Origin of the sequence: Vibrio sp. 10N.222.55.C6 (genome assembly GCF_041473395.1) — a bacterium.
GTDB lineage: Bacteria > Pseudomonadota > Gammaproteobacteria > Enterobacterales > Vibrionaceae > Vibrio > Vibrio crassostreae_C.
The window spans coordinates 396,377-422,224 of record NZ_JBFRSD010000002.1; the positions used below are offsets into that span (position 1 = coordinate 396,377).

Genomic DNA, 25,848 nt, shown 5'->3' on the forward strand with positions numbered 1-25,848 from the left:
TTTCGACGGCTATCTATAAATTGCTAAAGTAAAACGGCTTATTGATGTTCAGTAAGCCGTTTTTTGTGAGGGAAAGGAATGCCTCTAAAAGCCAAGCTGATTTTGCTGACGTTGCTCCCGTTGCTGCTGGTAACGGCGAGTATTAGTTGGATCTCGCTGCACCAGACTAAGACGTTAGGCGCTAAAGAAGTCGAGATCTTTAGAGACAGCCTAATCAAGTCGCGTGAAAACGCCCTCAAAGACACGGTTGATCTCGCGTTCGACGCCATAGAACACGTCTATAACGATCCAAATATCCAAGAAGCCCAAGCCAAAAAAAAAGTTCGAACCATATTGTCTAAACTTAGATATGGCTCTGATGGGTACTTCTTCGCATACGATCGCCACGGGACCAACTTGGTTCATCCAATTCAGCCAGAATTGATAGGCCAAAACCTACTCCAACTGCAAGATGAAGATGGCGATTTTCTGATAGAGGCTCTGTTAAGAGAAGCGCAAACCGGAGGCGGGTTTCACCAGTATTTGTGGCAAAAACCGTCGACGGGTGAGGTGGTGTCTAAGCTGAGCTACGCCGCTTGGTTAGAGCGTTGGGACTGGATGATTGGCACCGGCTTGTATATTGAAGACGTACACCAAGAAGTGGCTTCGATGCAGGCTGCGATAAATAAGAATATTGAAACCACGTTCTTTTCGATTGTGGTGATTTTGAGCGTAACGGTCGCGGTCATCATCGTGCTGACCTTGGCTATTAACATGCATGAACATCGGATTGCTGATAACAACTTAAAGGAGCTGGCGCATAAGACGGTGATGTTCCAAGAAGACGAGAAGAAGCATCTAGCGCGTGAGTTGCATGATGGTATTAACCAATTATTAGTGTCGAGTCGTTGCCATTTGGAACTGCTCGGTAATAAGCTACAAAATGAAGACCTTAAAGCACATTTGAATAAGTCGCAGCATTCACTGATGCGAGCGATCGAAGAAGTGAGGCACATCTCGCATCAACTTCGTCCAAGTTCATTGGATGACATAGGCTTAGAAGCGGCATTGTCTTCATTACTGTTAGATTTTCAGGCGCACTCGGGCATAGAAGTCGAGACCATGTTTGCTACTCAACCTGGTAAGTTAAAATCAGAGGCGGCGACGACCCTATATCGAGTCGTGCAAGAGTCGCTGAATAATATAGAAAAACATGCACAAGCGACCAAAGTAACGGTTATCGCTCAGCAAATTGGTAATGTGTTGCAACTACTGATTCAAGATAACGGTGTCGGTTTCAACACCTATAAAGCGATGGAAAAACGAGGGATCGGGCTGCGTAACATGAGAGAGCGAGTGGAGTTCATCGGTGGTGACTTTGAATTGATGAGTGAGATTGGCCTCGGAACGGAAATTACAGTGTTACTGACACTAGAGGGATTAATGAATGAGTGAAGTTATTCGAGTTGTGATTGCTGATGATCACCAAGTGGTACTGGATGGCTTTATGGCGAGATTGGAACTCGAGCCAGATATTAGCGTGATAGGTACGGCCAGCAATGGACTAGAAGCGGTAGAGGTCGTTAAGTCTCTGCGCCCTGATGTGGTGTTGATGGATATCAGCATGCCTATCATGAATGGCATTGATGCCACCCATCTGATTAAAGAAGAAGACCCAGAAGCCAAGGTCCTGATGCTGACCATGCATAACAACCGTGAATACATCATGAAGGTGATGCAGTCGGGTGCTGTCGGTTACATGTTGAAAGAGATTTCGGCTGAAAAAATGGTACAGGCAATCAAAACGGTCAATCAAGGATCGACCTATTTCTGTGAAAAAGTCACGCAGAATTTGTTTACTCAGCCGATTACTCCCACGCCATCTGTCAAGAATCCATTGAGCAGACGTGAAGAGGCTGTGCTGAAATTAGTCGCAAAAGGGGAGAGCAGTAAAGAGGTCGCAAAGGCGCTGAATATCAGCTATCGAACGGTAGAAACCCATAGGCAAAATATTAAGCATAAGCTCGATATTCACTCTACGGCAGAGCTTGCTAAATATGCGGTCAGCTCCGGGCTTGTGGACTGATCTTACGCTAAATAACGTTAAATGTGTAATTTACGCCTCCTTTATGAAGGTTTTTTTAGTATTTTTGCGACAGGTTGATATTCTTCTTTTCGAAATTTAAGCGCCGAATGCAATGTTGCAAACTGTGCGCTGCAAATTAGAGAGGAAGCATGGAGCCTGTAAAAGATAGGTATAGTATTGAAAATACCGATTATACAGTAGGACAAGATAACGTTCAGAAATGGGGTTTTGATGTTCATAACCCAGTATTTGGAATCAGTGCAGGGGCGATCATTATCTTCCTGTTGGCACTTCTAGTCGCAGACCCTGAAACCGCAAAAGCGGCGCTTGATGGAATCAAATGGAAAGTCATTGGTAACTTCGATGGTTTCTTCATGTGGGCAGCAAACATCTTCGTAATTTTCTGTTTTGCCCTCATTGTCTCCCCGTATGGCAAGATACGTATTGGTGGCAATGATGCCAAAGCAGAGCACTCAAACCTATCTTGGATGTCGATGTTATTCGCCGCAGGAATGGGTATTGGCTTAATGTTCTGGGGTGTTGCTGAGCCAGTAGCTTATTTCACTGGCTGGTATGAAACACCACTAGGTGTTGAAGCTTACTCTCCTGAAGCGGCGAAGTTGGCTCTTGGTGCAACCATCTACAACTGGGGTCTGCACGGTTGGGCGATTTACGCGGTTGTTGCTCTAGCGCTTGCCTTCTTCACCTTCAATAAAGGTTTACCTCTATCAATCCGCTCTATTTTCTACCCTATCTTGGGTGATAGAACTTGGGGTTGGTTTGGTCATATTGTTGATATCGTCGCTGTGCTTGCAACGCTATTTGGCCTTGCAACTTCATTGGGCTTAGGTGCTCAACAAGCGACCAGTGGTATTAACCATGTATTTGGTACCGATGGCGGTATTGGCATGCAGCTGATTGTTATCGCAGTGGTTACTTTCTTAGCGACAATGTCCGTGGTTCGTGGCATCAACGGTGGTGTAAAGCTTCTGAGTAATGTGAACATGCTGGTTGCTTTGGGCTTACTTATCTTCGTTACCATCGCTGGTCGCATGGCGGGTATTAAAGCAATCCCAACCGCGCTAATGGGCTACATTGAAAACTTCATTCCCTTAAGCAATCCTCACGGTCGTGATGACGAAACGTGGATGCAAGGTTGGACGGTATTCTACTGGGCGTGGTGGATGTCTTGGTCACCATTCGTAGGCATGTTCATCGCTCGTATCTCTAAAGGTCGAACGATTCGTGAATTCATCGTTGCTGTATTGTTCATCCCAACGACAGTAATCATCATCTGGATGGCTATTTTCGGTGGCATCGCGATTGATCAAGTGGCGAACAAGGTGGGCGAGATTGGTGTGAATGGTCTGCAAGATATTACACTTTCTCTTTTCCATACTTACGATGCTCTGCCAATGAGCTCTGTGCTTTCAGTGGTATCGATTGGTTTGATTATGGTGTTCTTTATCACCTCTTCTGATTCAGGCTCATTGGTTATCGATAGCATTACCTCTGGCGGTAAAGTGGATGCACCGGTTCCACAACGTGTATTTTGGGCGTTGATGGGCGGCGCGATTGCAGCGGTTCTACTATGGGTTGGTGGTACGGAATCTATTCAAGCACTGCAAGCTGGAACGGTATCGATGGCGCTACCATTTGCCTTCATATTATTGCTTATGTGCCTAAGCTTATTGCTAGGTTTACGAACTGAAAATCAATTGGTTAAGCACCAAAATGCTTTGAGTTAAAAGTATTTTTGATAAAAAGGTCGACAGGGTCGACCTTTTTTTCGTCATAAAATTGAGTAATTACGTGAATATTGTTTGAAATTCCATCGAACCGATTCTAGTTTACTGAAAACAACAAGTTAACCTGCTAAACTTCAGAGATCCAAGTATTTGAATTATTGTGACAACAGCTTGTACTACTTGGATCGTAGGTTCGAGTTTGTAATTAAGTCGCAGGTAAGTAAGGAATACGAGGTCAATAGACCCTAATAGAATTCCGTAGAGAGGGATGATGACTAAAGGTATAGATAAATACAGTATCGACAGTACGGATTACACTGTCGGTCAAGATAACGTCCAAAAATGGGGTTTTGATGTTCATAACCCAGTATTTGGTATTAGTGCGGGACTTATCGCTTTGTTCCTGATCGGTGTTCTTATTACAGATACCGCTTCAGCAAAGGCTGCGCTAGATGGCGTTAAAGGCCAGATTATCAATTCGTTTGATTGGCTTTTCATCTGGTCGGGTAATATTTTCGTAATTTTCTGCTTAGGTTTGATTGTTTCTCCGTACGGCAAAATCCGCCTTGGTGGTGTTGATGCGACGGCAGATTACTCATTCTTCTCTTGGCTATCGATGCTGTTTGCCGCAGGTATGGGTATCGGCTTGATGTTCTGGAGTGTGGCAGAGCCAGCGGCTTACTTCACGGGTTGGTTTGAAACTCCGTTAGGTGTTGAACCAAACACACCAGAAGCTGCAAAACTGGCATTGGGCGCAACCATGTATCACTGGGGTCTACACCCTTGGGCGATTTATGGCGTAGTAGCACTGTCACTTGCGTTTTTCTCTTACAACAAGGGATTGCCTCTTTCTATCCGTTCTATCTTTTACCCAATTTTAGGTGATAGAGCTTGGGGCTGGGCAGGTCACATTGTTGATATTCTTGCTGTACTTGCAACGCTATTTGGTCTGGCGACATCGTTAGGTCTTGGTGCACAACAAGCGGCAAGTGGTATTCAGCATGTATTCGGCATTGAAGCGGGCTTAGGTCTGCAAGTTATTGTGATTACAGCGGTGACTTTATTGGCGGTAGTATCAGTACTTCGTGGTATTGATGGTGGCGTTAAAGTTATCAGTAACATCAACATGTTGGTGGCTTTCCTACTGCTTATCTTAGTGGCTCTAATCGGCTACGCGGTGACTTTAGGTTCTATCCCAACGACATTGATGGCATACATTGAAAACATCATTCCGTTGAGTAACCCTCACGGTCGTGAAGATGAAACGTGGATGCACGGTTGGACTGTATTCTACTGGGCTTGGTGGATCTCATGGTCTCCATTCGTAGGTATGTTTATCGCACGTGTTTCTAAAGGTCGTACCGTTCGTGAGTTCATCACAGCAGTACTGATTGTACCGACTACAGTGACTATCATTTGGATGTCAGTATTCGGTGGCATGGCGATTGACCAAATCGTGAATAACGTTGGTATTCTTGGTCAAGACGGCCTAACAGATGTATCACTAGCAATGTTCCAAATGTTTGATGCACTGCCGTTCGGGACTCTGCTTTCAATCATTGCGGTTGTATTGGTTCTAGTATTCTTCATTACATCGTCTGACTCAGGCTCTCTAGTAATCGACAGCATCACCGCGGGTGGTAAAGTTGATACGCCTGTGCCTCAACGTGTGTTCTGGGCGTTCCTTGAAGGTGCGATTGCTGTGGCTCTATTGTGGGTTGGTGGTACTGAAGCAGTACAAGCTCTACAAGCGGGTGCAATCTCGACGGCATTACCATTTACCATCATTCTATTACTGATGTGTGTGAGCTTGCTAATGGGTATGCGTACAGAAAAACGCTAGGCTTTTTAAGCTGAAATCTACTGCAATTTATACGCAGTAGAACGGTAAACAATATGAAGGCAGAAGAGGAAACTCTTCTGCCTTTTTTGTTTCTTCTTTACCGTGTTTTCTTGTCTCTTTTTAACATGTGAAGTGCGATAAAAATACTAATAACCGTAGAGATAATGCCGCCTTAAATTTGGCGACAAGCCAAGGAATTGACATTAGGTAAGCTTATGGTTTGCTTAAAATTATATTCCGATATTAAATTATAAAATTGCTCGAATTTAATACTGATATTGGGTAGTATGCGCGGGATTTCCCACCACTCGTGAAACTTTGACATGAAACTAACACTAAAGCAGAAGTTGATAGGTGCTAGCCTATCTGCTGTTGTCGTTATGGCTACAGCGTTGACTTGGTTATCAGCAAACCAATTATTTGAACAGACTCGTAATGGCGTATACCTACGAGCTGAAAGCGTATCTGAAGCAGCATCTGAAGGTATTAAAAACTGGATTGATATCCGTACTGATATCGCATCAGCATTTAATGACTTTTCACGAGAGGATGATGTTGTTCCTTTCCTTAGACAAGCTCGTGTAGCGGGTGGCTTTGACGATATCTTTTTAGGTACTCCAGAAGGTGGAATGTACCGTTCACATCCTGAACGTAATCGTGCAGATTACGATCCTCGTCAACGTCCTTGGTACCAAGAAGCAAACGCTGCAGGTAAGCAAATCATTACTACGGCTTACCAAGATGCAATCACCAAAGCACTTCTAGTAACGATCGCAGAACCTGTTCGCCACAACGGCCAACTTGTTGGTGTTGTTGGTGCAGACGTACTGATCGACCAGTTGGTTAACGATGTAATCAGCCTTGATGTTGGTGACAACGCTTACGCAATGCTAATTGATGCCTCTGACGGCACATTCCTAGCACACCCAGATTCAGCACTAAGCTTGAAGCCGGTAAGCCAGCTTTCAAACGATATCTCTATGCCTATCATCGAAAACGCAGTGCGTACGGGTAGCATCGAGATCATCAAAGAGCGCGGCGCAGACAAGCTGCTTTACTTCACGAAGGTGCCTAACACTAACTGGATCTTCGCGGTTCAGATGGACAAAGCAACAGAAGAAGCGAACCACTCAACGCTACTTACTCAGCTGATCATCACTGCTGTCGTTATTACGCTCATCGTAATCGTACTCGTGTCTTGGTTAGTAAGCTTCCTATTCCGCGACCTAAACCGCGTTTCAGCAGCACTTGAAGAAATTGCTTCAGGTGAGGGCGATCTTACTCAACGCCTTGAGCCTAAGAGCGACGACGAAATTGGTCAGCTTGCAGCAAACTTCAACCGTTTTGTGGGCAACATGCACACCATGGTGATCAAGCTAAGCGAAGTATCTGCTGCGCTGGGCAACCAAGCGCGTCAAACGGCTTCTCAAGCTGAAGAACGTAGTGCTCGTATCCAAATGCAACAAGACGAGATCAACATGGTAGCAACAGCCGTTAACGAAATGGCTGCAGCAACACAAGAGATCGCAGGTAACGCAGACCATACTGCACAGAACTCATCTGAAGCGGTTGGCGCGTGTGAGCACGGTACTGGTCAAGTGACACAGACTCAAAGCTCTATCCAAAACCTGGCTCAAGAAGTTCAAATCGCAACCAACGTGATTCTAGAACTTGAAGAGCACGGCAACAGCATCAACGCTATCTTGTCTAACATTCAAGGTATTGCAGAACAAACAAACCTACTTGCACTTAACGCCGCTATTGAAGCAGCACGTGCCGGTGAGCAAGGTCGTGGTTTCGCAGTAGTAGCGGATGAAGTTCGAGTTCTGAGCCAACGTACACACGGTTCAACGCAAGAAATTCAACAAACGATTGAGTTGCTGCAAGGTACAACAGGCAAAGCGGTTAACATCATGAACGATAGCCGTACTCTTGCTGAAACCAGTGTTGATGACGCGAACTCAGCGGCTGCAAGCCTAACGCAAATCCATGCTGCTGTTGAACGCATCAGCGACATGGCAACACAGATTGCTTCTGCTGCAGAAGAGCAAGCGTCAGTAACGTCTGAGATTACTCGTAACACTGAAGGAATCCGTGACGTATCTAACGAGCTAGCAGACGAAGCACACCAAGCTGCAGAGCAAGCTGCGCAGCTTTCTGAACTGTCTCACGAGCTAGAAAGCGAAATCAGCCGCTTCAAGCTGTAATCGAAGCCAATATAACAAAGCCCCGACTTAGGTTGGGGCTTTGATGTATCTGTACCATCTAGACTAACGAGTTATTTAAACTCAAACTTGCCCTTCATAATTGCCCAGTGGCCCGGGAATGAACATAGGAAAGAGTAGTCGCCACCGGCTGTCATTTTCTCTGTGCTGAAAGTGATTGAGGTTGACTCGCCACCACCGATAACACGAGTGAAGGCGTAAACGCGGCTGTCGTCAGGTTTTACGTAGTTATTGTCGATACCTGCCGACATACCATCGATGCCTACTGCTTGTAGCGACGCAGTGTCTGTTATAACGACGTTGTGACCCATTGATTGGGCTGGCATAGAACCAGTATGGTTTAGCGTCAGCTTCACTTCTTTACAGCTCGCTGGAACGCTTAATGTGTCAGTTGAAAATTTCATTTGATCACTAGCATCAATCGATACTTCACATTCCGAGCTCGCTTGAGCGGTAAAGCTAGCACCTACAAGCGCTATCGTTGTTGCGATTAATCGTAAAGACATACACTGTTCTCCATTATTTTAGGGGGAGGTTATTCCATGAGGTTGATTGATACGTATTATCCTAGAAAGATGATCATAGTAATGTGCTACGACTTGAATTGTGTGCAACTCGTTGCTTTGTAAATGGTAAGTTTTTGTAGGAAAGGGCAAAACTAATCAGCGCATGAACAACCGTTTAGGGGGGAATGGTTGCTCGAGACTAGAATCGCAGACAACAAAAAGCCCGAGCATAAACTCGGGCCTTGAATAGTTTTCTTTATAGCTTAAGGGGAAGCTAGATTGCCTGACGAAGTTGGAAATAACGTCCTTCTTCGTTTAACAGCTTCTCGTGAGAGCCGTTTTCAACAATCTCGCCTTGTTCAATCAGAACGATAGAATCCATCGATTCCAGACCAATCAAACGGTGTGTAATGAAAATAACCGTCTTGCCTTCGAAGTGCTTCTCGAACAGCGTCATGATGCTTTGCTCTGTTTGCTTATCTAAGCCTTCTGTTGGCTCATCAAGAAGCAGGATAGGGGCATCATGAAGGATTGCACGTGCAATACCAATACGGCGCTTCTCACCACCAGACAGTTGACGACCACCGTCACCCAACCAGCTATCAAGCGCGTTATTCTCAAGCAGCTTTTCTAGGCCAACGTCTTTTAAGATATTCGCTAAGTGATCATCGGTTGCTTCTGGTCTTGCAATCAACAAGTTGTCACGCAAAGTACCATTTAGAATGTCGACACGTTGGCTTACCACACTGATTGATTCACGAAGCTGTGATTCATTCCACTGAGTCAGTTCAATGCCCGCAATTGAGATGTAACCCTTCTTAGGATCCCAGTAGCGAGTCAGAAGCTGAATCAGAGTCGATTTACCAGAACCTGTTTGACCCACAATCGCTACTTTGTTCGTTGCCAGAATCGTTAGGTCAACAGCGTTCAGAACACTGCGCTCAGAATCAGGGTAGTTGAACGTCACGTTTGAGAACGTAATATCAAGCGGCTTGTTGATGTCGAGTTTCTCTTCAGCGAACTGAACTTCAGGCTCCGACAAAATAACTTCGTTCAAGCGACGTGCTGAAGACAGAGTTTGACCTAAATGCTGGAACGCACCTGCAATTGGCATTAATAGCTCGAAGCTTGCCATGGTTGCGAATGCCATTAGCGCGATGAACGGGTCTGGTGCATTACCACCCACGCCGTCAGCCGCAAGCCAAAGCATAAGAACCAGCGTCAAACCGTTGAACAGCATTAGCGCTGCTGAAGCCATACCGGTTAGGTTAGCGTTCACAAACTGATTCGCCATCAGCTTGCGTTGCGTTTCTAGAATCGCATTACGGTAACGCTCCTCAGCACCGAACAGAGTTAGCTCGCTGTAGCCTTCAATCCAATCAAGCGTCGTTACACGAAGATCCGCTTTGTTCTGTGTTAGCTCACCACCATTACGTTTACCAAGCTTGTAGAACAAGATTGGCCAAACCAACAGCATGATAAGAAGGATAGAACCTAGGATTAAACCTAGTGAGCTATCGAACCACATCAAGAACAGAGTCAGGAAGAAAATCCCGAACACACCCACCGTCACAGGGCTTACTAAGCGCAAGTACACGTGATCCATGGCGTCGACATCGGCAACCAAACGGTTCAGTAGGTCAGCATCACGAAGGTTTGAGATACGACCTGGGATCAGCGGAGCCAGCTTCTTGAAGAAGAAGATACGTAAATCAGTTAACAGTTTGAATGTTGCATTGTGGCTGACAACACGTTCACCCCAACGACCCGCAGTGCGGCTCATTGCCAAACCACGTACACCACCACCCGGCAGCATGTAGTTGAAGGTTTCACGTGCAATCGTAAGGCCTGCAACCGCAGAAGCTGAAATGAACCAGCCTGATAGCGTTAACAAGCCAATAGAAGCCGACAGAGTAGCAAAAGCCAGTAGCATGCCTAGCGATAGGCCAAACCAATGCTTTTTATAGAGTTTCAGGTAAGGCAGTAAATCACGCATCTAAATTACCCTTATTGTCTTGTTGAGCTAAGTTCGCGTTAAGCATCTCTTCGAATAAACCACCCGCAGTCGAAAGCTGAGAGTAATGACCTTGTTCAACAAGACCACCATCGCGCATAACCAGAATGTTATCGACCGATTGAAGCGGAGCGAGTTGGTGCGTCACAAGTAGGGCAGTGCGGCTTTCGATGTTGCTATTGATGCCTTTCATTACCAACTGTTCGCTACGAGTATCTAGGCTGGCAGTGGGTTCATCGAGCAACCAGAACTGACCGTCTTGAATCATTGCGCGAGCCAGAGCCAAACGCTGAGATTGACCAACAGATAAGCCGCCAGAACGATCAGAAATCATGTAATCCAAGCCGTGCTCATTTACGAATTCGTTAGCAAAAGACTGCTCAAGTGCATTCTCGACAACTTGGTCAGTGATATCGTGCTTACCTAGAGTGACGTTGTCACGAATTGTGCCGTGCAGTAGTAACGGGTTTTGACCAACCCAGCTAATGGTTTTACGCCAAGAGGCCAAGTCTAGGTCACGCAGTTCAATGCCATTGATTTTCAAGCTTCCTTCATAAGGCATGAAACCAAGAATAGCGTTGATCAAACTTGTTTTACCTGCACCACTTGGGCCAACTAACGCAGTCGATTGGCGAGTGTTAAGCGCGAACGAGATAGGACCAACCAGTTGAACACCTTCAGGGCTCAATACTTTCAGATCTTGAGCTTCAATATTGATGCCTTGAGCCGGGTCTAACTGAGTGTCGCCTGATTTAACTTTAGTGATGTCTGTTTCTAGGAACTCGACAATACTTTCCGCTGCGCCAACCGCTTGTTGTTTCGCATGGTAGAAAGTACCTAAATCACGCAGAGGTTGGTAAAACTCTGGCGCCAAGATAAGGATAAACAAACCTGCGAATAGCGTAATGCCAACGCCGTAGTGGCCGAAGTTAAGCTCGCCGATGTAAGTGAAACCAAAGTAAACCGCCGTCATCGCAATCGAGATAGACGTGAAGAACTCAAGTACTGCAGACGACAAGAAAGCGATCTTCAATACATCCATGGTGCGCGTTCTGAACACCTCAGATGCACCTTTCAATACTTCTGTTTCAGCGTTTGTGCGGTCAAATAGACGGATGGTTGTCATTGACTGCAAACGGTCGTAAAAGTGACCAGAAAGACGTTGCAGTGCTTTGAAGTTTTTACGGTTTGCATCGGCTGCTTTCATACCCACAAGTGCCATGAACATTGGTACCAGTGGAGCAGTAATCAAGAAGATCAGTCCTGCTGCCCAGTTTACTGGGAACACCACAACCAAAATAATGAATGGAATCATTACCGACAAAGACATCTGAGGTAAGTAACGAGAGAAGAAGTCTTGCATGTCTTCGACTTGTTCTAGCAACAGGGTTGCCCACGTACCCGCAGGTTTGCCTTTGATATAAGCAGGGCCCAACTCACGTAACTTATCAAGGATCAGTTGCCTGATGTAGACACGGATCTGTTCACCACAGCGATAACCTGCGATCTCACGTCCCCATGTACAGCCAGCACGGCCAACGACCGATAATGCCAAGCCTGCGAAATGACCAACCAGTTCAGATTTATCGACATTTTCGATGATCAGCTGGTGAAGAATAGAGGCGAGAAGAGCTGCTTGAGCAATTAAGAACACGCTTGAAAGTACGCCAAGGCTAATCGCAATCATAAGCCAGCGTTTCGCTAACTTACTCTGTTGCTTAAGCCACTTGTTCAAGCTGCGTTGTTTTTTCTTATCCATTATGAAGGCTTAATGATAATTATTATTTGTTGAGGGCGGCTAGTATACAAAAGAAAGCCCAGTGGATATACCACTGGGCTCTAGGGATTTACAACAAAATGTGATGACGCCCTGCATCTACTGAGGCGAGAGCACCGATAATCAAATCTGCAATCTCAGATTTACTTATCGTTAAGGCCATCTAGGAAGCGTTCAGCATCCAGTGCAGCCATACAACCTGTACCAGCAGAAGTGATTGCTTGGCGGTAGTTGTGGTCCATTACATCACCTGCAGCGAACACGCCTGGGATGCTAGTTTGTGTTGCGTTACCTTCAAGACCAGACTGAACGATGATGTAGTCATCTTTCATATCAACTTGGCCTTTGAAGATTTCAGTGTTTGGTTGGTGACCGATAGCAATGAATGCGCCCATTACTTCGATGTCTTCTGTCTTATCAGACTGAGTATCTTTAATTCGAACGCCAGTCACACCCATGTCGTCGCCCAGAACTTCGTCTAGCGTGCGGTCAGTGTGAAGGACAATGTTGCCGTTCTCTACTTTGTCCATTAAACGCTTCACTAGAATTTTTTCAGCGCGGAACGTGTCACGGCGGTGAACAAGGTGAACTTCAGACGCGATGTTAGACAGGTAAAGTGCTTCTTCAACAGCCGTGTTACCACCACCAACAACCGCCACTTTCTGGTTGCGGTAGAAGAAACCATCACATGTTGCACAAGCAGAAACGCCACGGCCTTTGAATGCTTCTTCAGACTCTAAACCTAGGTACTTAGCTGATGCACCCGTTGAGATGATCAATGCATCACACGTGTACTCGCCAGAATCGCCTTTAAGACGGAAAGGGCGGTTTGATAGATCGACTTCGTTAATGTGGTCGAACAGGATCTCTGTTTCAAAGCGCTCTGCGTGCTCTTTCATGCGATCCATTAGAGCTGGACCCGTTAAACCTTCAGGATCACCAGGCCAATTTTCCACTTCTGTCGTGGTTGTAAGCTGACCACCTTGCTGCATACCTGTCACAAGTACAGGGTTTAGGTTTGCACGAGCAGCGTAAACTGCAGCTGTATAGCCAGCAGGGCCAGAACCAAGAATCAATAAATTACAGTGCTTTACGTCGCTCATGAGGACTCCGAAATTGAAATTGTTTTTATTTATAATCGCTTAGGATTGTATGGAAAATATGGAGGCAATAAAAGGTTAAACAAGGGTTGAAGTGTAATTAATCGTTATACGTTAGAACATAACCGAACTAAATGATGGTCTTGTAATCCTGTGTCTTAGATCAATAGCGATAAGTCAAGGAAAGTGCTCTTGCAAACAGCTATGCATATTGCTCACTTTTAGGGCCTTCTTGATCATGGTGTTTCTATAGCAGTATTTACTTTTTTTCGTATACATTGATGAGTAGAAAAACAAGAGAACCTGAATCCTATGTTTTATTTTAAAAAGTTTGCGTTAAAAGACGCTGCAAGAATTCATCAAAATTAGCGTGCAGATAAGCGACCACAAGACGCACTTTTAGTATGAACGGCATGATTACAAACAGGTGTAATGTTGGTTAATACTTGAACTGTTGAGTGTTTCTCGGTTGTTATTTTTTTGTATGTGTTATTATTGATATTTATATATTGCGCGGAATCATTTGAACTCTATGCAGATTCTAATCCTTTTTATCAATGTGTTTATTGTGTGCCTGAATTCGGTTTTTGCTTCTCCGCTGCAGGTCAGCGGGGAACAATCTGTGTTAGCTAATGAAGCTGTAAGATGGTATGAAATGCCTTTGTTATCTGATCCAGTCGATTTTCCCATATTAAAAAAACACATTGAATCCTCTCCAAGGATTGAAACGATATTTGGTGGTGAAGGGGCGTTTGGGTTGAGAGTTGATTTGGCCAACTCCGATATCAAGTCGTCACAACAAATAGTTACACTCCGTGCAAACTATTTGGATCAAGGTTGGGGGTACTGGCAATCAACAAATGGTCAAGTAAGGCGAATACTTGATTTTGGCCAATTAAGTAACAAGAGTATCTTGCATCTGCATAGGCAAAGCTTCCCGTTAATATTGAATGCGGAGGAATCTGGAACACTTTGGCTCTACTTGGAAGCAAAGAAATTTCCAAAGGCAGTTAACTTCACTCTTCAACCTGAATATCCATTTTATATTCACGTTTTCCGCAACAATACGCTCACATTAGCTTCTATTACTGTCATGCTAACGTTGGGAGTTTTCGCTCTTTTTTGTTACTTTCAAACTAAACATCCAGTCACACTGGCTTGTGCTGGTTATGTTGGGCTACATGGCCTGGGATGGTTCGCCGCTTCAGGCGCTTGGGGGTACTTATTATCAAGCCAAAGCTGGAACCCAGTTTATTTTGGAATGGTATTGTTTCCGTTTGCGGTTGCTTTTTCTTGCTATTACACAAGATTATTGTTTGGATTTCCGCAGCATTTTATTCGTATTAATCTTACCTTTCAGGCCTTTAGTTGGCTGTGTGTCATTATCGGGTTTATTAATGTCTTTGCCCCGTTTTCGTTGACTTTTGTTATGTCCCATTTAATTGCGGCAATCTGGGTGCCGACAATGATAGTGACTGGCGTATTGATGGTTTATCAACGAAACTTTGTCGCTAAATATTATTTGATCGGTGGTCTTTGTTATGGCACGGCTTTGGTATATTACATTTTTGCGCATTTTGCACCATTGCCGACTCAGAGATCGACAGAAGTCATCGTTGTTGTTGCATTAGCAATAGATTGTACCTGCATTTTATTGTCACTGATTGAATGGTTGCGGATTCAACAACATCAACATCAGAAAACCTATATCCAGTCGAGGGTGGATAGTTTAACGGGGCTTGGAAACCGGCTGGATTTTAATGATGCGAGTAAACAATTAGTACATCATTCCTATTGTATCGTCTTCATCGATTGTGATGGCCTTAAATCGATTAATGATACTTATGGTCATGATGAAGGGGATCGCTTTTTAGAATACACCAGCCGCATGATGCGAGAAAAATTTACAGACCTTGGAATGGTTTATCGAGCTGGTGGCGACGAATTTATCTGGTTGTTGAAAGTGGATAAAGAGAAACAAGTTGAGGCTCTCTATTCTCAGATTGAGCTTAGAGTGACTCAGGTGGAAGAGCAAATTCGCAGTGCTGATTGGCCTAAGTCTGGCCTCAGTTTTGGAAGCGCATCTAGTTTTGAATGTGTCAATTTTTCTGAGTGTTTGAGCTTAGCTGACCAGCGAATGTACCAGCAGAAGCGCTCGAAGAACGGTTTTAAAAATCAGTCCAGTGAAATTGAGTGTTAGCTAAATTCCCTATTTTCTAAGTGAATCGTTTTAAGTCTAGTTAACTTATTTTCGTTTTGACTTTTGGTGTAAATGTCACCAAAGGTGGCTCTTTTAGCAACCAACCTTTCAAGCTTGCTTACCCTCTCATCTGTTTTGTGTAGAACATTCCCAATCTTTATAGTCGCCTATTTTTAACGAATTCTAAGTTAGGACATAAAGGCAGACCATCATATTCCAAATAAACGCATCATTTATAATTGTAGGTTTTATTAGAAAGCACTCTATTTGAGGGCGGTCGAGTTCCCCCCGAACTCGACCTGTTCCAGACGCGCAAGCAAAGGCGTTTGGTTTCTGGCTTAGTCATAAATTAACCAATTTCAGTTTGTTGTGTAAATAATCAATAGCTTGGCAACTGATAGGTAGGTCGTATTTTGCTGTGCAAAAGCATAGAAATGAATGATGGCGAGAGTGATGCCTGAGCTCATGCAAGGAGGCTGGCGTATTGAAGCAAAAGGGCTGACACAATATGAAACATGGTTTGCCAGTTAATAATATCGTTAAATTTAAATTTTCAGGGATTTACAACTAGCTAGTGGAGTGTGCTAGTTTTAAGAGTTGGTCATCTTTTATTCTGGTGTTATACACTGCTTTTGATTTTCAAGTTGGATTTAGTGTCTGAATTATTAAATCTGACGGGATAAATGATTGTTTAATGTTGATTTGACAAGATCTTCAAGTATCCTTTATGTAAACAAAACGTTAAATGTCGAAAGTAAATTAACAATCATTAAGGAGTCGATGATGTTACATGCTCACGAAAATACCCTACATATTACCCACCTCAGTAACCACGCGGTTGAGGAGTTGTCACCTTCATTCTCTAAGTTACCAAGCACAGAGCATGCGGATGGCCAGTTTCGATTAAGAAGATACTCGGTGGTTCAATTCAGTAATGGACAAGTCGTAGAGCTAGACAAACATAACTTTGTTCAGTCTGAAGACATTAATCACTTTCAAGGTGACGTTGTTCGCCAATTCGAACCAATTGAAGCACCAATCTTAAGCAGCGAAGGCATGCAAGAGATGTGTGAGTTGTTCATTGAAACCAATGGGCTTGAAGACGGACAAGAAATCGAAATCCACCAAATCCGTATTGCTGCCATTTTTGAAGAGACTCAGGTTGCGCCAGAAGGTGTTCACCAAGACGGCTTCGACCACATCGCTTTAATTGGTGTTAACCGCCACAACATTGTGGGCGGCGAAATCATGCTGTACCAAGATAGCCACGAAGCACCGTTCTTCAGAAAAGTGTTAGGCGATGGTGAAGTGGCAATGCTTGCCGACAGTAAGCTTTGGCACAACGCACAGCCGATTCGTACCATAGACCACGATGAGATGGGCTACATGGATGTGTTTGTTCTAACGGCTAAGGATGCGCGCAATGTCCTTCACTCTTAATGATGTGCGCCAACAGTTTAGCGCGTTAGGCCAATATCATAATGGCAAGCCGGTCACTTTCTTTGATGGGCCGGGTGGCTCTCAGGTGCCTGAAAATGTTTTGGCGTCCATGACGGAATACCTCGGGCACTTTAATTCAAACCTAGGCGGTCATTACTTTTCTAGCCAAAAGACGACAAGCTTAATGCAGCAAGCGAGAGAAGCAGCACAAGCGCTACTCAATACTGAATCTTCTGGCAACGTTGTGTTCGGTGCGAATATGACATCGCTGACCTTCCAACTTAGCCGAGCGATCAGCCGCGACTGGCAAGAGGGCGATGAAGTTATCGTCACCGCATTAGATCATTATTCGAATGTATCGAGCTGGCAGCAAGCGGCAGACGACAAAGGGGCGATTGTTCGTCAAGTTCGTGTAGACGAGTCGGATTGCAGTTTGGATATGGCACATTTTGAGTCACTGCTGAATGAGAAAACCAAACTTGTCGCGGTGACGTTTGCTTCGAACACGACGGGCTCGATTGTTGATATGGCGAAAGTTATCGAGCTTACACATCAGCATGGCGCGCAGGTTTATGTCGATGCCGTACATTACGCACCGCATCACTTGATCGATGTTCAGCAACTGAATTGTGATTTCTTAGCGTGTTCAGCTTATAAGTTCTTCGGCCCGCATGTGGGCATTGCTTATGTTGCACCTCAATGGCTACACACGTTAAAGCCTTACAAGGTAGAGCCTGCAACCAATATCGGCCCAGGCCGTTTTGAAACAGGTACGCAAAGCTTTGAAGGCCTTGCCGGTGTGATTGCAGCAGTAGATTACTTGGCGCAGTTTGGTGAGCCAACCGACTCATTGCGTTCTCGTTTAGAGCAAAGCTACGCGCTTTATAATAAGCATGAGAGCCAACTGAGTGAGTACTTCCTTAAACGCTTGTCTGATCTCGAAGGGGCAAAGCTTTACGGGAAAACAGAGTTTGACTCGAATCTAAGAACGCCAACATTTGCCATCACCTTTGATAATCACTCTCCAGAGTTTATCGCTAAGAAGCTGGGCGAGCATAATATCTGTGTGTGGAATGGACACTTCTACGCGCTAGGTTTGGTGAAGCAGCTGGGTATCGAAGAGCAGGGCGTGGTGCGTATTGGTTGTATGCATTACAACTCGATTGAAGAGATCGACTTGCTGTTCAATGTGCTTGAAGGGATCTTGCGAAGCCATTAGTAGAAGTAATTAGCAAGAAGTCACGAGCACTTAATAGCGACAGAATTAGAAAAGAGCATACTTCTCTCATGAATAGTGAGTAGGAAATATGCTCTTTTTCGTTTCAGCGCGCTTATTTAGTTATCGCCTGTGACCTAATCAATACAGCGATTCGACTAAGAAAGCTGCTCAACAATTGCTACACCCACTGCGTGTGCGCTAGTTGGGTTCTGGCCTGTAATTACTCGCTCATCAACAATCACAAGCTCTTGCCAAGGTTGAACCTTGTTGAAACGCGCTGCGCTGCGAGCAAGAGACTCTTCCAGTAGGAACGGAATGTCGTTGATGGTGCCAAAGTCGATCTCTTCTTCACGTGTAAAGCCAGTCACCGATTTAGAGCTTAGTAGCTTCTCGCCGTTGCTTAAAACAATCGGAAGCAGCGCCGCAGGGCCGTGACATACTGACGCAATCACACCACCATCTTCGTAATGCTTAGCCGCAATAGCAGCGAATTGCTCGTTGGTTGCTAGGTCTGAAAGCAAACCGAAACCACCTGGGTAGAAGATAGCATCGTAGCTTTCTGCATTAATTTGGTTTACAGGAATCGTATTGTTGATGCGGTTTTGGAAGTCATCATCAGCCAAGATCTCAGCGTTTACTGAATCCCCTTCAATATCGGTTCCGTACAATGGGCCTTTACCACCCTTGATAGAAGCGATGTCGTACTCAAAACCCGCAGCAATGATCTCTTTGAGAGCATGAGTCAGTTCAGGCGCATAAGTACCATTCGCTTGATCTGTATCGCCTAGTGTTGCGTGGTTAGTTACAGGTATTAGTATTTTTTTCATGATTCGTCCCTTTGAGCTGCTGTTTTTTTTATTTAGGTGCTGACGCTTTTCGTTAAGCACTGAAGCTTTTCGTTAGGCGCTAGGTATCGCGTTGTTACTTAGCTATCGCCGCCTTGTTGTATCTAATACTAGTTCCAAACTGATTAGGTGATAATATACGAAACAGGCAAAACATTGTTGCTATATAGCAAAGATAGAATGCGAGTAGATTAAGTATGGATAGCTTTGAAGGGATTAATGAATTTGTTGCGGTCGCCGAATGCCACGGCTTTTCAGCAGCCGCTAAACAGCTAGGTTGCAGTACCAGCCATGTGAGTCGGCAGGTTTCAAGGTTGGAAGAGAGAGTGGGAGTGGCCCTGCTTGCGCGTTCAACACGGATGGTTAGCCTGACTGAATCGGGCCACACTTATTACCAACAGTGCAAAGACTTGGTGATTGGGCTACAACAGGCCAATGAACAAGTCACGTCTCAGCAGACTCAGCTTAGCGGTACTTTGCGTGTGAGTGCGGCAGGCGCGTTTGCAGAAAATCATGTCGCAGCGGCGATGATGGAGTTTGCTAAAGATCATCCTGAGCTCACCATAGAAATGAATTTCAATACCAAGATGGTTAACTTCATCGAAGATGGCATCGATTTCGCGATTCGTTATGGTCGATTGGACGATTCAGGATTGGTGGCAAGAAAGCTCGTCGATCGCCCGATGGCGGCAGCAGCAAGCAAAGATTACATTGCTGAGTTTGGTGCTCCAGCGAATCCAGAACAACTCAAGCTGCACAGCTGTATTATCGCCAACAGTGACCAGTGGTTGTTCGAGAACGATGGAAATCCGCTAACCGCAGTCAGAGTTTATGGCCGTTGGAAAAGCAACAATTCAAGCGCTGTACTGAAAGCTTGCGAAGAGGGGCTTGGCATCGTTTATCTTCCTAAAAGCAGTTTCAATGGCAGTCTTAGCAATGGAAAACTCGTCCCTGTGTTAGAAGAGTATTGGGGAGCGGGCACAAGCAGTTGGATTGTTTATCAGAACCGTCGTTTTCTTCCACAGAGGGCACGGTTAGCTATCGACTTCTTAGTCTCATATTTCTCTGATTGGAATGAATAGTTCGTAGGTTTAAAGAATAGTGCGCAGGTTTAAAAGAATAGCGAACAGGATTTGAAGTGGTTGGGAGCGGATTCTTTCATCAGTTCAAGGCCAAAAGTAGAAAAAGATAATGGTTACATTGGTATAGGTTATCTATTTCTGTTTTTTGACGCGAATAATGGGATTGAGATGCTTGTCTACTTTTACTAACTCGTGTTAGCAATTGAGTTGTAGAGAAGTCCGCAACAGTACGATATACTAGATGGTATATTAATGTCCCTAGCGCGTGATAGATTCTGTGGAAGCGTTGGCAGGATGTGTTGTTATGCTCCAGTTTGTGGAGTATAGCGAGAGTGCGGAGTTGGCAATGTCTTCAATAAATTTCGAATCCACGTACGGTGTAATAACTATTCAAGATATGAATGTAGTTAGTGTTGACGCTAATTATGCTCGCATCTATGGATACCAATCACCCGAAGAACTACTTACTAATATAGATAGCTTCCTAGATCTAATCTCAGAAGAATACCATGTTTTAGCCTATCAAAATTACCTTGAAACGATCAGTGGTCAACGCGATCCGCAGGTCCACACCTATGTTAATGTTGATCGCAATGGTCGAGAGTTCACAGTGTTCTCTATTGACCATGTGACAGAGTGGCAAGGTCGGCCTGCACTGCAAGTCACGGTGATCGATCTTTCCCCTGCGATTCAGCTGCAAAATGCGGTACGTGAACAAGATAAGATGTATCACGATATGATCATGCAATCAGGGCAGGGCATCTTGGTTCATCGAGAGTTCAAACCGCTGATGGTCAATCAATCTTGGGTCAACATGCAAGGCGCGGCTTCCATCGAGCAAGTATTAGAGCTGGACTCTATCCTTGAACTGGTACCAAAACAGAATGCCGATGGCATCAGCAAGCACTATCACGCGATCGTATCAGGGGAGTTGTCAGGTACTAGTACCGTGGTTGAAAACATTGGCTTTGACGGCGTTCATCGGTTCTTCAATATTTACGACAATGCGATTACTTGGAAAGGTCAGCCAGCCGTTCAGGTTGTGCTCGAAGATGTGACTCAAAAGGTGATGCTGGAAAAGCAGTTGGTACACCAAGCGAACTTCGATGAAATGACCGACTTACTTAACCGCAGAGCGATTTATGAGTGGTTGAGAGAGCACATGTCCTCTAAAAACTACCTTGTTTGTATGCTGCTAGATATCGATGATTTTAAGTCGATTAATGACACTTACGGTCATATGGTCGGTGATGAGGTCATTTGTGCTTTGGCTAATATTACCAAGCGCAGTGCCGAGAAAGCCGGCGGAGTCGCAGGCCGTTGGGGGGGCGAAGAGTTCATTATATTTATCCCAAACACGTCTCTTGAAACAGCACACGAAGTGTCAGAAGAGATTCGCCAACAGTTCAATCAAGTTGAATTCAGAATCGATGAACAGTTACGATTTAATTCGAGTGTCAGTATCGGAATCAGTGATAGCCAAGCCTGTGAAGACGGTGTCACGATTGATGCACTCGTGAATTTAACCGATCAATCTCTCTATCGCGCGAAAGCCAACGGCAAGAATTGTGTAGACGGAGATGTGGTTGCGCTCTAACGCCTAAAATCGTCATCGAAAGCGAATAGGATCGACAACGAAAAATGCCCTCAAGTCATCACTTGAGGGCATTTTATTTTTTGGCTATTCACTAAGCGCTTCTAACTATAAGAAACGTTTAAGTTCTACAAGTTATGCAGACACTTCCACTTCGTAAGAGCCAAATTTACGGATGTTAATCACGCCCGTATCTAAGATTAGGTATTGGCCTTTAATACCTTGCAGCACACCAGATACTTCAGGGTTCTTGTCAAAGTTGTGCGACACAATCTTCACTGGGTGCTGTTCAACTGGGTAGCTCAATGAAGTGATGTTTTCGCTCAGAATCTCGATAGCATCATCACCAAACTTCGCTCTGATCTCTTGGATTTTATCCTCAACCAACGGCAACAGTTCTTTGGCTTTTTCTACCAATTCCATATCGTCGCCGTCGCCTTTAAGCAGCGTGCGCCAGTTGGTTTTGTCAGCAATGTGCTTTGCTAACTCAACTTCGATCAGGCCAGAAATCTGACGTGTTTTTACCTTCAAGATAGGCAAACCTTGAGTCGCGCCTTGGTCAATCCAACGGGTAGGGATTTGAGTGTGACGAGTGATACCTACTTTTAGGCTTGATGTGTTCGATAGGTAAACGAAGTGATCAACCATGCAGTTCTCTTCACCCCATTGAGGCTCGCGACACGTGCCTTCATCGTAGTGACAAGTCTCTGGCTTCATGATGCACATGTCGCAGCTTGCTAGCTTTTTCATGCACACAAAACAGTGGCCTTGAGAGTAGCTCTTCTTAGTTTTCTTACCACATGAGCAGCAAAAAATATTGCCGGTGTGAGTGAGGTTGATGGTTTTACCAATCAGAGGGTTTAGCTCTACAAACTCTTCGCCTACAGGCAAACGGTAGGTAACCGCGCCATCAAGGGAAGCACTCATCTTTTTGAGTGTTCCTTTTGCTAATAAAGACATGACATTACTCGTTGTATTTTGATTATTATTTCGTCGACTCGATTGCGCTGTGAGCAGGCAGTACGGTTAACGATGATTATGCGATGAGTATAACAAATAGAGCCTGTTTTTATACGCAATATTACTTGATTCTCGCCGTGAATAATCAATAGAAAATACATGCATTAAAATATAGTATGACATTTTGTTCGGGCGTGATATAACGTTTTTTAGTGATTTATTGGTATTAAGATCACTAATTTATCTAACTTGTTTTTTATCGTGAAATCCCAACTATAGGGATATTAAGCAGGAAGCTTAGACGTGAAGTGGATCCATAAGATTGTTATCTTTCTAGTTATCGCAACGCTTGCCATTGTGCAGTATTACCGTGTGAGCGGAAATCGTGTGATAACGGCAATTACCCCTGATAAATATGAATTTATCGCGACCAGTGATCAAGTTGATAGGGGAGTCAGTACGTCCCAGTTATCCTATGAAAATGGACAGTACACTCTCGATTGTGAACTTAAAGAATCTGAGTATCCGTGGCCTTACTGTGGGCTGTCGATTCGTATCAACCCTGACATCACCTCGGGCCTTGACCTTTCTCAGTACCACACCTTTAGAGTGAACATTGATTACCATGCGGAGGCTGACTCTAGTGGCCGTTTGAGAACCTATCTACGTAACTACAACCCTGCTTATTCAGTTCCTGATGACGAGTACACGCACAAGTACAATGGGATGGAGTTTTCTCCAGGAATCGATGGTGGTGTGATTGAAATCCCGATCAAAAATCTGCAAGTGATGACATGGTGGCTGGCTGACAACGACATTGCGTTAGAGCATTCGGCCCCTGAATTTTCGAATGTGAATATGGTTGAGTTTGCTACTGCGTCTGGAGCGAAACTCGGTCACCACAGAATCGTCATCCGCAGTATTGAGTTCGAAGGTTCGTATATCACCGCAGAAAGCTTGTTCATGATCCTACTGTTTGTGTGGGTGGGGACGGGCACCGTATTCTTGCTGTCAGAGTTAAACCGTTCAAGAAAACGCATGGTGATCGCAGAGAAAAGACATCACCACTTAAAGAACGTCAATCGCGCACTGAGAGAACAGAATTTTGAATTTTCAGAGATGGCCCATCGTGATGAGTTAACCGGAATACTAAACCGCCACGCGATTCGTGATTGGTTGAAAATGCAGTCACAACATGTGAAGCAAGGACATGGCAAGCTGGGTATGTTGTATCTCGATATCGACTACTTCAAGAGTGTAAATGACAAGTACGGACATCAAATGGGTGACCATATTTTACGCGAGTTCAGCATGGTGGTGGGCAGTTCGATCAGCGCTACCGATAAGTTGGTGAGATGGGGTGGTGAAGAGTTCATTGTTTTTTGCCCTGAGACCGAAGCCGGAGAGGCGCAGATAAAAGCTGAACGCATTCGATTATTGGTTAGCCAGCACCTTTGGGTTCATGGCGATCCGCTGACATGCAGTATCGGTGTTGCCGAGATGAAGCAAGAGCGAGTGACAGAGACCATTGCTCGCGCTGATGAAGCTTTATATCAAGCAAAGCATTCAGGTCGAAACCAGGTGATCTTGAGTCACTAATCTGAAAATTGTTTTGATGAGTTTATAAGCCACACGTGCATATGTGACGTGTGGCGTTTTTATGGTTCTTCTCCCAAAAGCCAAAACAAAAAAGGTGGCGCGGGGCCACCAAAAGGGAAAGCGTTTCTTGTTTTTATATGCCCGTTCAGTGCTTGCTTACGCTGAACGGGCATTTTTGTCTTGGTTGAACCGGGGGAAGTTCAACCAGTTTAGGGGAGCATTCCTGTAAGCATGCGCTTATAGAACGTTAGTGTTTACCAGAAGATCCAAGCGAACAGTGTTAGCACTAGGATACAAACTAGGTTCAACACCATACCGATTCGCATCATCTCTTTCTGCTTGATGTGACCCGAGCCAAACACGATTGCGTTTGGTGGTGTTGCAACAGGAAGCATGAAGGCACAAGATGCAGCGACAGCGATCAGAGCAGACAAGATAACTGGCGACATACCAAGTGCTTCAGCGATGGTTGCGAATACTGGCACCAGAAGTGCTGCACTCGCTGTGTTACTCGCAAATTCCGTTAGGAATACCACGAACGCTACCACGGCTAGAATCGTAAGCAGTACGCCAGCTGTTTCTAAAAATCCGCTTAGTGAGTGTGCTAGGAATACGCTGGTTCCTGTCGCTTTCAGAATGTTACTTAAACAGATACCGCCACCGAACAGGATAAGAACACCCCAGTCCGTTGTCTTCTCGACGTCTTTCCATTCCACCGCTCTAGAAGCGCCAAGCAGTACAATTGCGCCAATCGCTACCAAGCTATCAAATTTAGAGAATCCGCCAATCATTGCGTTGATTGGTTTACCGAATATCCAAAGCGTTACGGTTAGAAGGAAGATAGACAGTGTGATTTTCTTGCTGTTTGTCCATTCAACTGGGGCATGGTCTAGCTCGAATTTGTGGTCAAGCTTCGGCTTAGTCATCACGTAAAGAATAATCATCGCGATTGGAAGTAAGATCATTGAGATAGGTAGGCCAAGTGCCATCCACTCTGTGAAGCTTAAGCCAACTTCTGCCGCCGCAATTGCGTTTGGTGGGCTACCAACTAAGGTTGCGATACCACCGATTGAAGCACAGTAAGCAATACCCAGTAGTACGAACACGTAGGTGTTGCGGTCTTCACTTTGGTCAACCTTGTTCATGATGCCAAGAACAAGAGGAAGCATCATTGCTGTGGTGGCTGTGTTTGAGATCCACATTGATAGACCTGCACTCACACCGAACAACATGAACACAGCGACCGACATTCTGCCTTTTGCTATCAGCAGCACTTTGTCAGCTATCGCTTTATCTAGCTCTTGCTTGTTCAGTGCAGCTGCTAATGCGAAGCCACCCATGAATAAGAAGATGATCGGGTTTGAAAAGTTAGCCAGCGCTGCGGGCGTATTGAACACACCAAACAAGACAGCCAAGAGTGGAACGAGCAGAGCGGTGATGCTGACATGAATAGCTTCGGTTAACCATAGAACCGCAACGAACACGAGAATACTCAAACCAGTATTGACTTGTGATTCGAAAGGAAGGGTGTTGAGCAAGAGTGCGAATAGCGTGAAATTACCAATTAATATCATGCTGTTGCGGGTGAACAACCAGTGTTTCAGTGTAGTAACAAGTGCCGTCATAAGACG

18 protein-coding genes are annotated in these 25,848 nt (G+C 44.9%); 11 read left to right on the top strand and 7 right to left on the bottom strand.

From position 1 onward, the window contains the following. Positions 1-78: 78 nt before the first annotated feature. From AB4486_RS03460 to AB4486_RS03480, 5 genes are all read left to right on the top strand, one after another. Positions 79-1,434 carry a cache domain-containing protein gene (locus AB4486_RS03460; protein ID WP_372055522.1) on the top strand — a complete coding sequence of 452 codons (1,356 nt, stop codon included), beginning with the start codon at positions 79-81 and terminating at the stop codon, positions 1,432-1,434. Further along, on the top strand, positions 1,427-2,065 hold the full coding sequence (locus AB4486_RS03465) for a response regulator transcription factor (protein ID WP_017060961.1): 639 nt from the start codon (positions 1,427-1,429) through the stop codon (positions 2,063-2,065). Before AB4486_RS03460 ends, AB4486_RS03465 begins: the two co-directional genes overlap by 8 nt. Before the next feature lie 149 nt (positions 2,066-2,214). After that, complete coding sequence (locus AB4486_RS03470) at positions 2,215-3,813, top strand: BCCT family transporter (RefSeq protein ID WP_372116487.1); 1,599 nt, start codon at positions 2,215-2,217, stop codon at positions 3,811-3,813. A 271-nt stretch (positions 3,814-4,084) separates the two neighbouring features. Beyond that, positions 4,085-5,656: a BCCT family transporter gene (locus AB4486_RS03475; protein WP_017060963.1), complete on the top strand. Its 1,572-nt coding sequence runs from the start codon at positions 4,085-4,087 to the stop codon at positions 5,654-5,656. A 323-nt stretch (positions 5,657-5,979) separates the two neighbouring features. Beyond that, the gene (locus tag AB4486_RS03480) at positions 5,980-7,863 is read left to right on the top strand and encodes a methyl-accepting chemotaxis protein (protein ID WP_017070254.1); all 1,884 of its coding nucleotides are present in this window, start codon (positions 5,980-5,982) and stop codon (positions 7,861-7,863) included. 71 nt (positions 7,864-7,934) lie between these two features. Here AB4486_RS03480 and azu read toward each other — a convergent pair whose 3' ends face one another. From azu to trxB, 4 genes are all read right to left on the bottom strand, one after another. Continuing rightward, complete coding sequence (gene azu / locus AB4486_RS03485; protein ID WP_017063577.1) at positions 7,935-8,387, bottom strand: azurin; 453 nt, start codon at positions 8,385-8,387, stop codon at positions 7,935-7,937. Between the two features lie 274 nt (positions 8,388-8,661). Next, positions 8,662-10,383: a heme ABC transporter ATP-binding protein/permease CydC gene (gene cydC / locus AB4486_RS03490; RefSeq protein ID WP_372116488.1), complete on the bottom strand. Its 1,722-nt coding sequence runs from the start codon at positions 10,381-10,383 to the stop codon at positions 8,662-8,664. Then, on the bottom strand, positions 10,376-12,160 hold the full coding sequence (gene cydD, locus AB4486_RS03495; protein ID WP_017059751.1) for a heme ABC transporter permease/ATP-binding protein CydD: 1,785 nt from the start codon (positions 12,158-12,160) through the stop codon (positions 10,376-10,378). The genes cydC and cydD overlap by 8 nt, the downstream gene beginning before the upstream one ends. A 161-nt stretch (positions 12,161-12,321) precedes the next feature. Beyond that, entirely contained in the window at positions 12,322-13,281 is a 960-nt protein-coding gene (trxB, locus tag AB4486_RS03500) for a thioredoxin-disulfide reductase (RefSeq protein WP_061021606.1), read from the bottom strand. Positions 13,282-13,810: 529 nt separating this feature from the next. Between trxB and AB4486_RS03505 the strand changes: the two genes are divergently transcribed. From AB4486_RS03505 to AB4486_RS03515, 3 genes are all read left to right on the top strand, one after another. Further along, positions 13,811-15,478: a GGDEF domain-containing protein gene (locus AB4486_RS03505; RefSeq protein WP_372116490.1), complete on the top strand. Its 1,668-nt coding sequence runs from the start codon at positions 13,811-13,813 to the stop codon at positions 15,476-15,478. Positions 15,479-16,261: 783 nt separating this feature from the next. Continuing rightward, positions 16,262-16,918, top strand: a complete 657-nt coding sequence (locus AB4486_RS03510; RefSeq protein ID WP_123283367.1) for a 2OG-Fe dioxygenase family protein — start codon at positions 16,262-16,264, stop codon at positions 16,916-16,918. Beyond that, positions 16,902-18,137, top strand: coding sequence for a cysteine desulfurase-like protein (locus AB4486_RS03515; RefSeq protein WP_372116491.1), 1,236 nt, complete (start codon positions 16,902-16,904; stop codon positions 18,135-18,137). The genes AB4486_RS03510 and AB4486_RS03515 overlap by 17 nt, the downstream gene beginning before the upstream one ends. Before the next feature lie 155 nt (positions 18,138-18,292). On the opposite strand, the gene AB4486_RS03520 is transcribed toward AB4486_RS03515, so the two are convergent. After that, complete coding sequence (locus AB4486_RS03520; protein ID WP_102398220.1) at positions 18,293-18,964, bottom strand: type 1 glutamine amidotransferase domain-containing protein; 672 nt, start codon at positions 18,962-18,964, stop codon at positions 18,293-18,295. A gap of 215 nt (positions 18,965-19,179) precedes the next feature. On the opposite strand from AB4486_RS03520, the gene AB4486_RS03525 reads away from it, so the two are divergent. Continuing rightward, the gene (locus tag AB4486_RS03525; RefSeq protein ID WP_372116492.1) at positions 19,180-20,064 is read left to right on the top strand and encodes a LysR family transcriptional regulator; all 885 of its coding nucleotides are present in this window, start codon (positions 19,180-19,182) and stop codon (positions 20,062-20,064) included. 304 nt (positions 20,065-20,368) lie between these two features. Next, positions 20,369-21,661 carry a diguanylate cyclase gene (locus AB4486_RS03530; protein ID WP_372058021.1) on the top strand — a complete coding sequence of 431 codons (1,293 nt, stop codon included), beginning with the start codon at positions 20,369-20,371 and terminating at the stop codon, positions 21,659-21,661. A gap of 132 nt (positions 21,662-21,793) precedes the next feature. On the opposite strand, the gene AB4486_RS03535 is transcribed toward AB4486_RS03530, so the two are convergent. Beyond that, positions 21,794-22,618 (bottom strand): DUF2797 domain-containing protein, encoded by an 825-nt coding sequence (locus AB4486_RS03535; protein ID WP_029235797.1) that lies wholly within the window; start codon positions 22,616-22,618, stop codon positions 21,794-21,796. A gap of 303 nt (positions 22,619-22,921) precedes the next feature. On the opposite strand from AB4486_RS03535, the gene AB4486_RS03540 reads away from it, so the two are divergent. Then, positions 22,922-24,217 carry a GGDEF domain-containing protein gene (locus AB4486_RS03540; protein ID WP_065585186.1) on the top strand — a complete coding sequence of 432 codons (1,296 nt, stop codon included), beginning with the start codon at positions 22,922-22,924 and terminating at the stop codon, positions 24,215-24,217. 254 nt (positions 24,218-24,471) lie between these two features. Here AB4486_RS03540 and AB4486_RS03545 read toward each other — a convergent pair whose 3' ends face one another. Continuing rightward, positions 24,472-25,842, bottom strand: coding sequence for a DASS family sodium-coupled anion symporter (locus AB4486_RS03545; protein ID WP_017059762.1), 1,371 nt, complete (start codon positions 25,840-25,842; stop codon positions 24,472-24,474). Between the last annotated feature and the right edge of the window lie 6 nt (positions 25,843-25,848).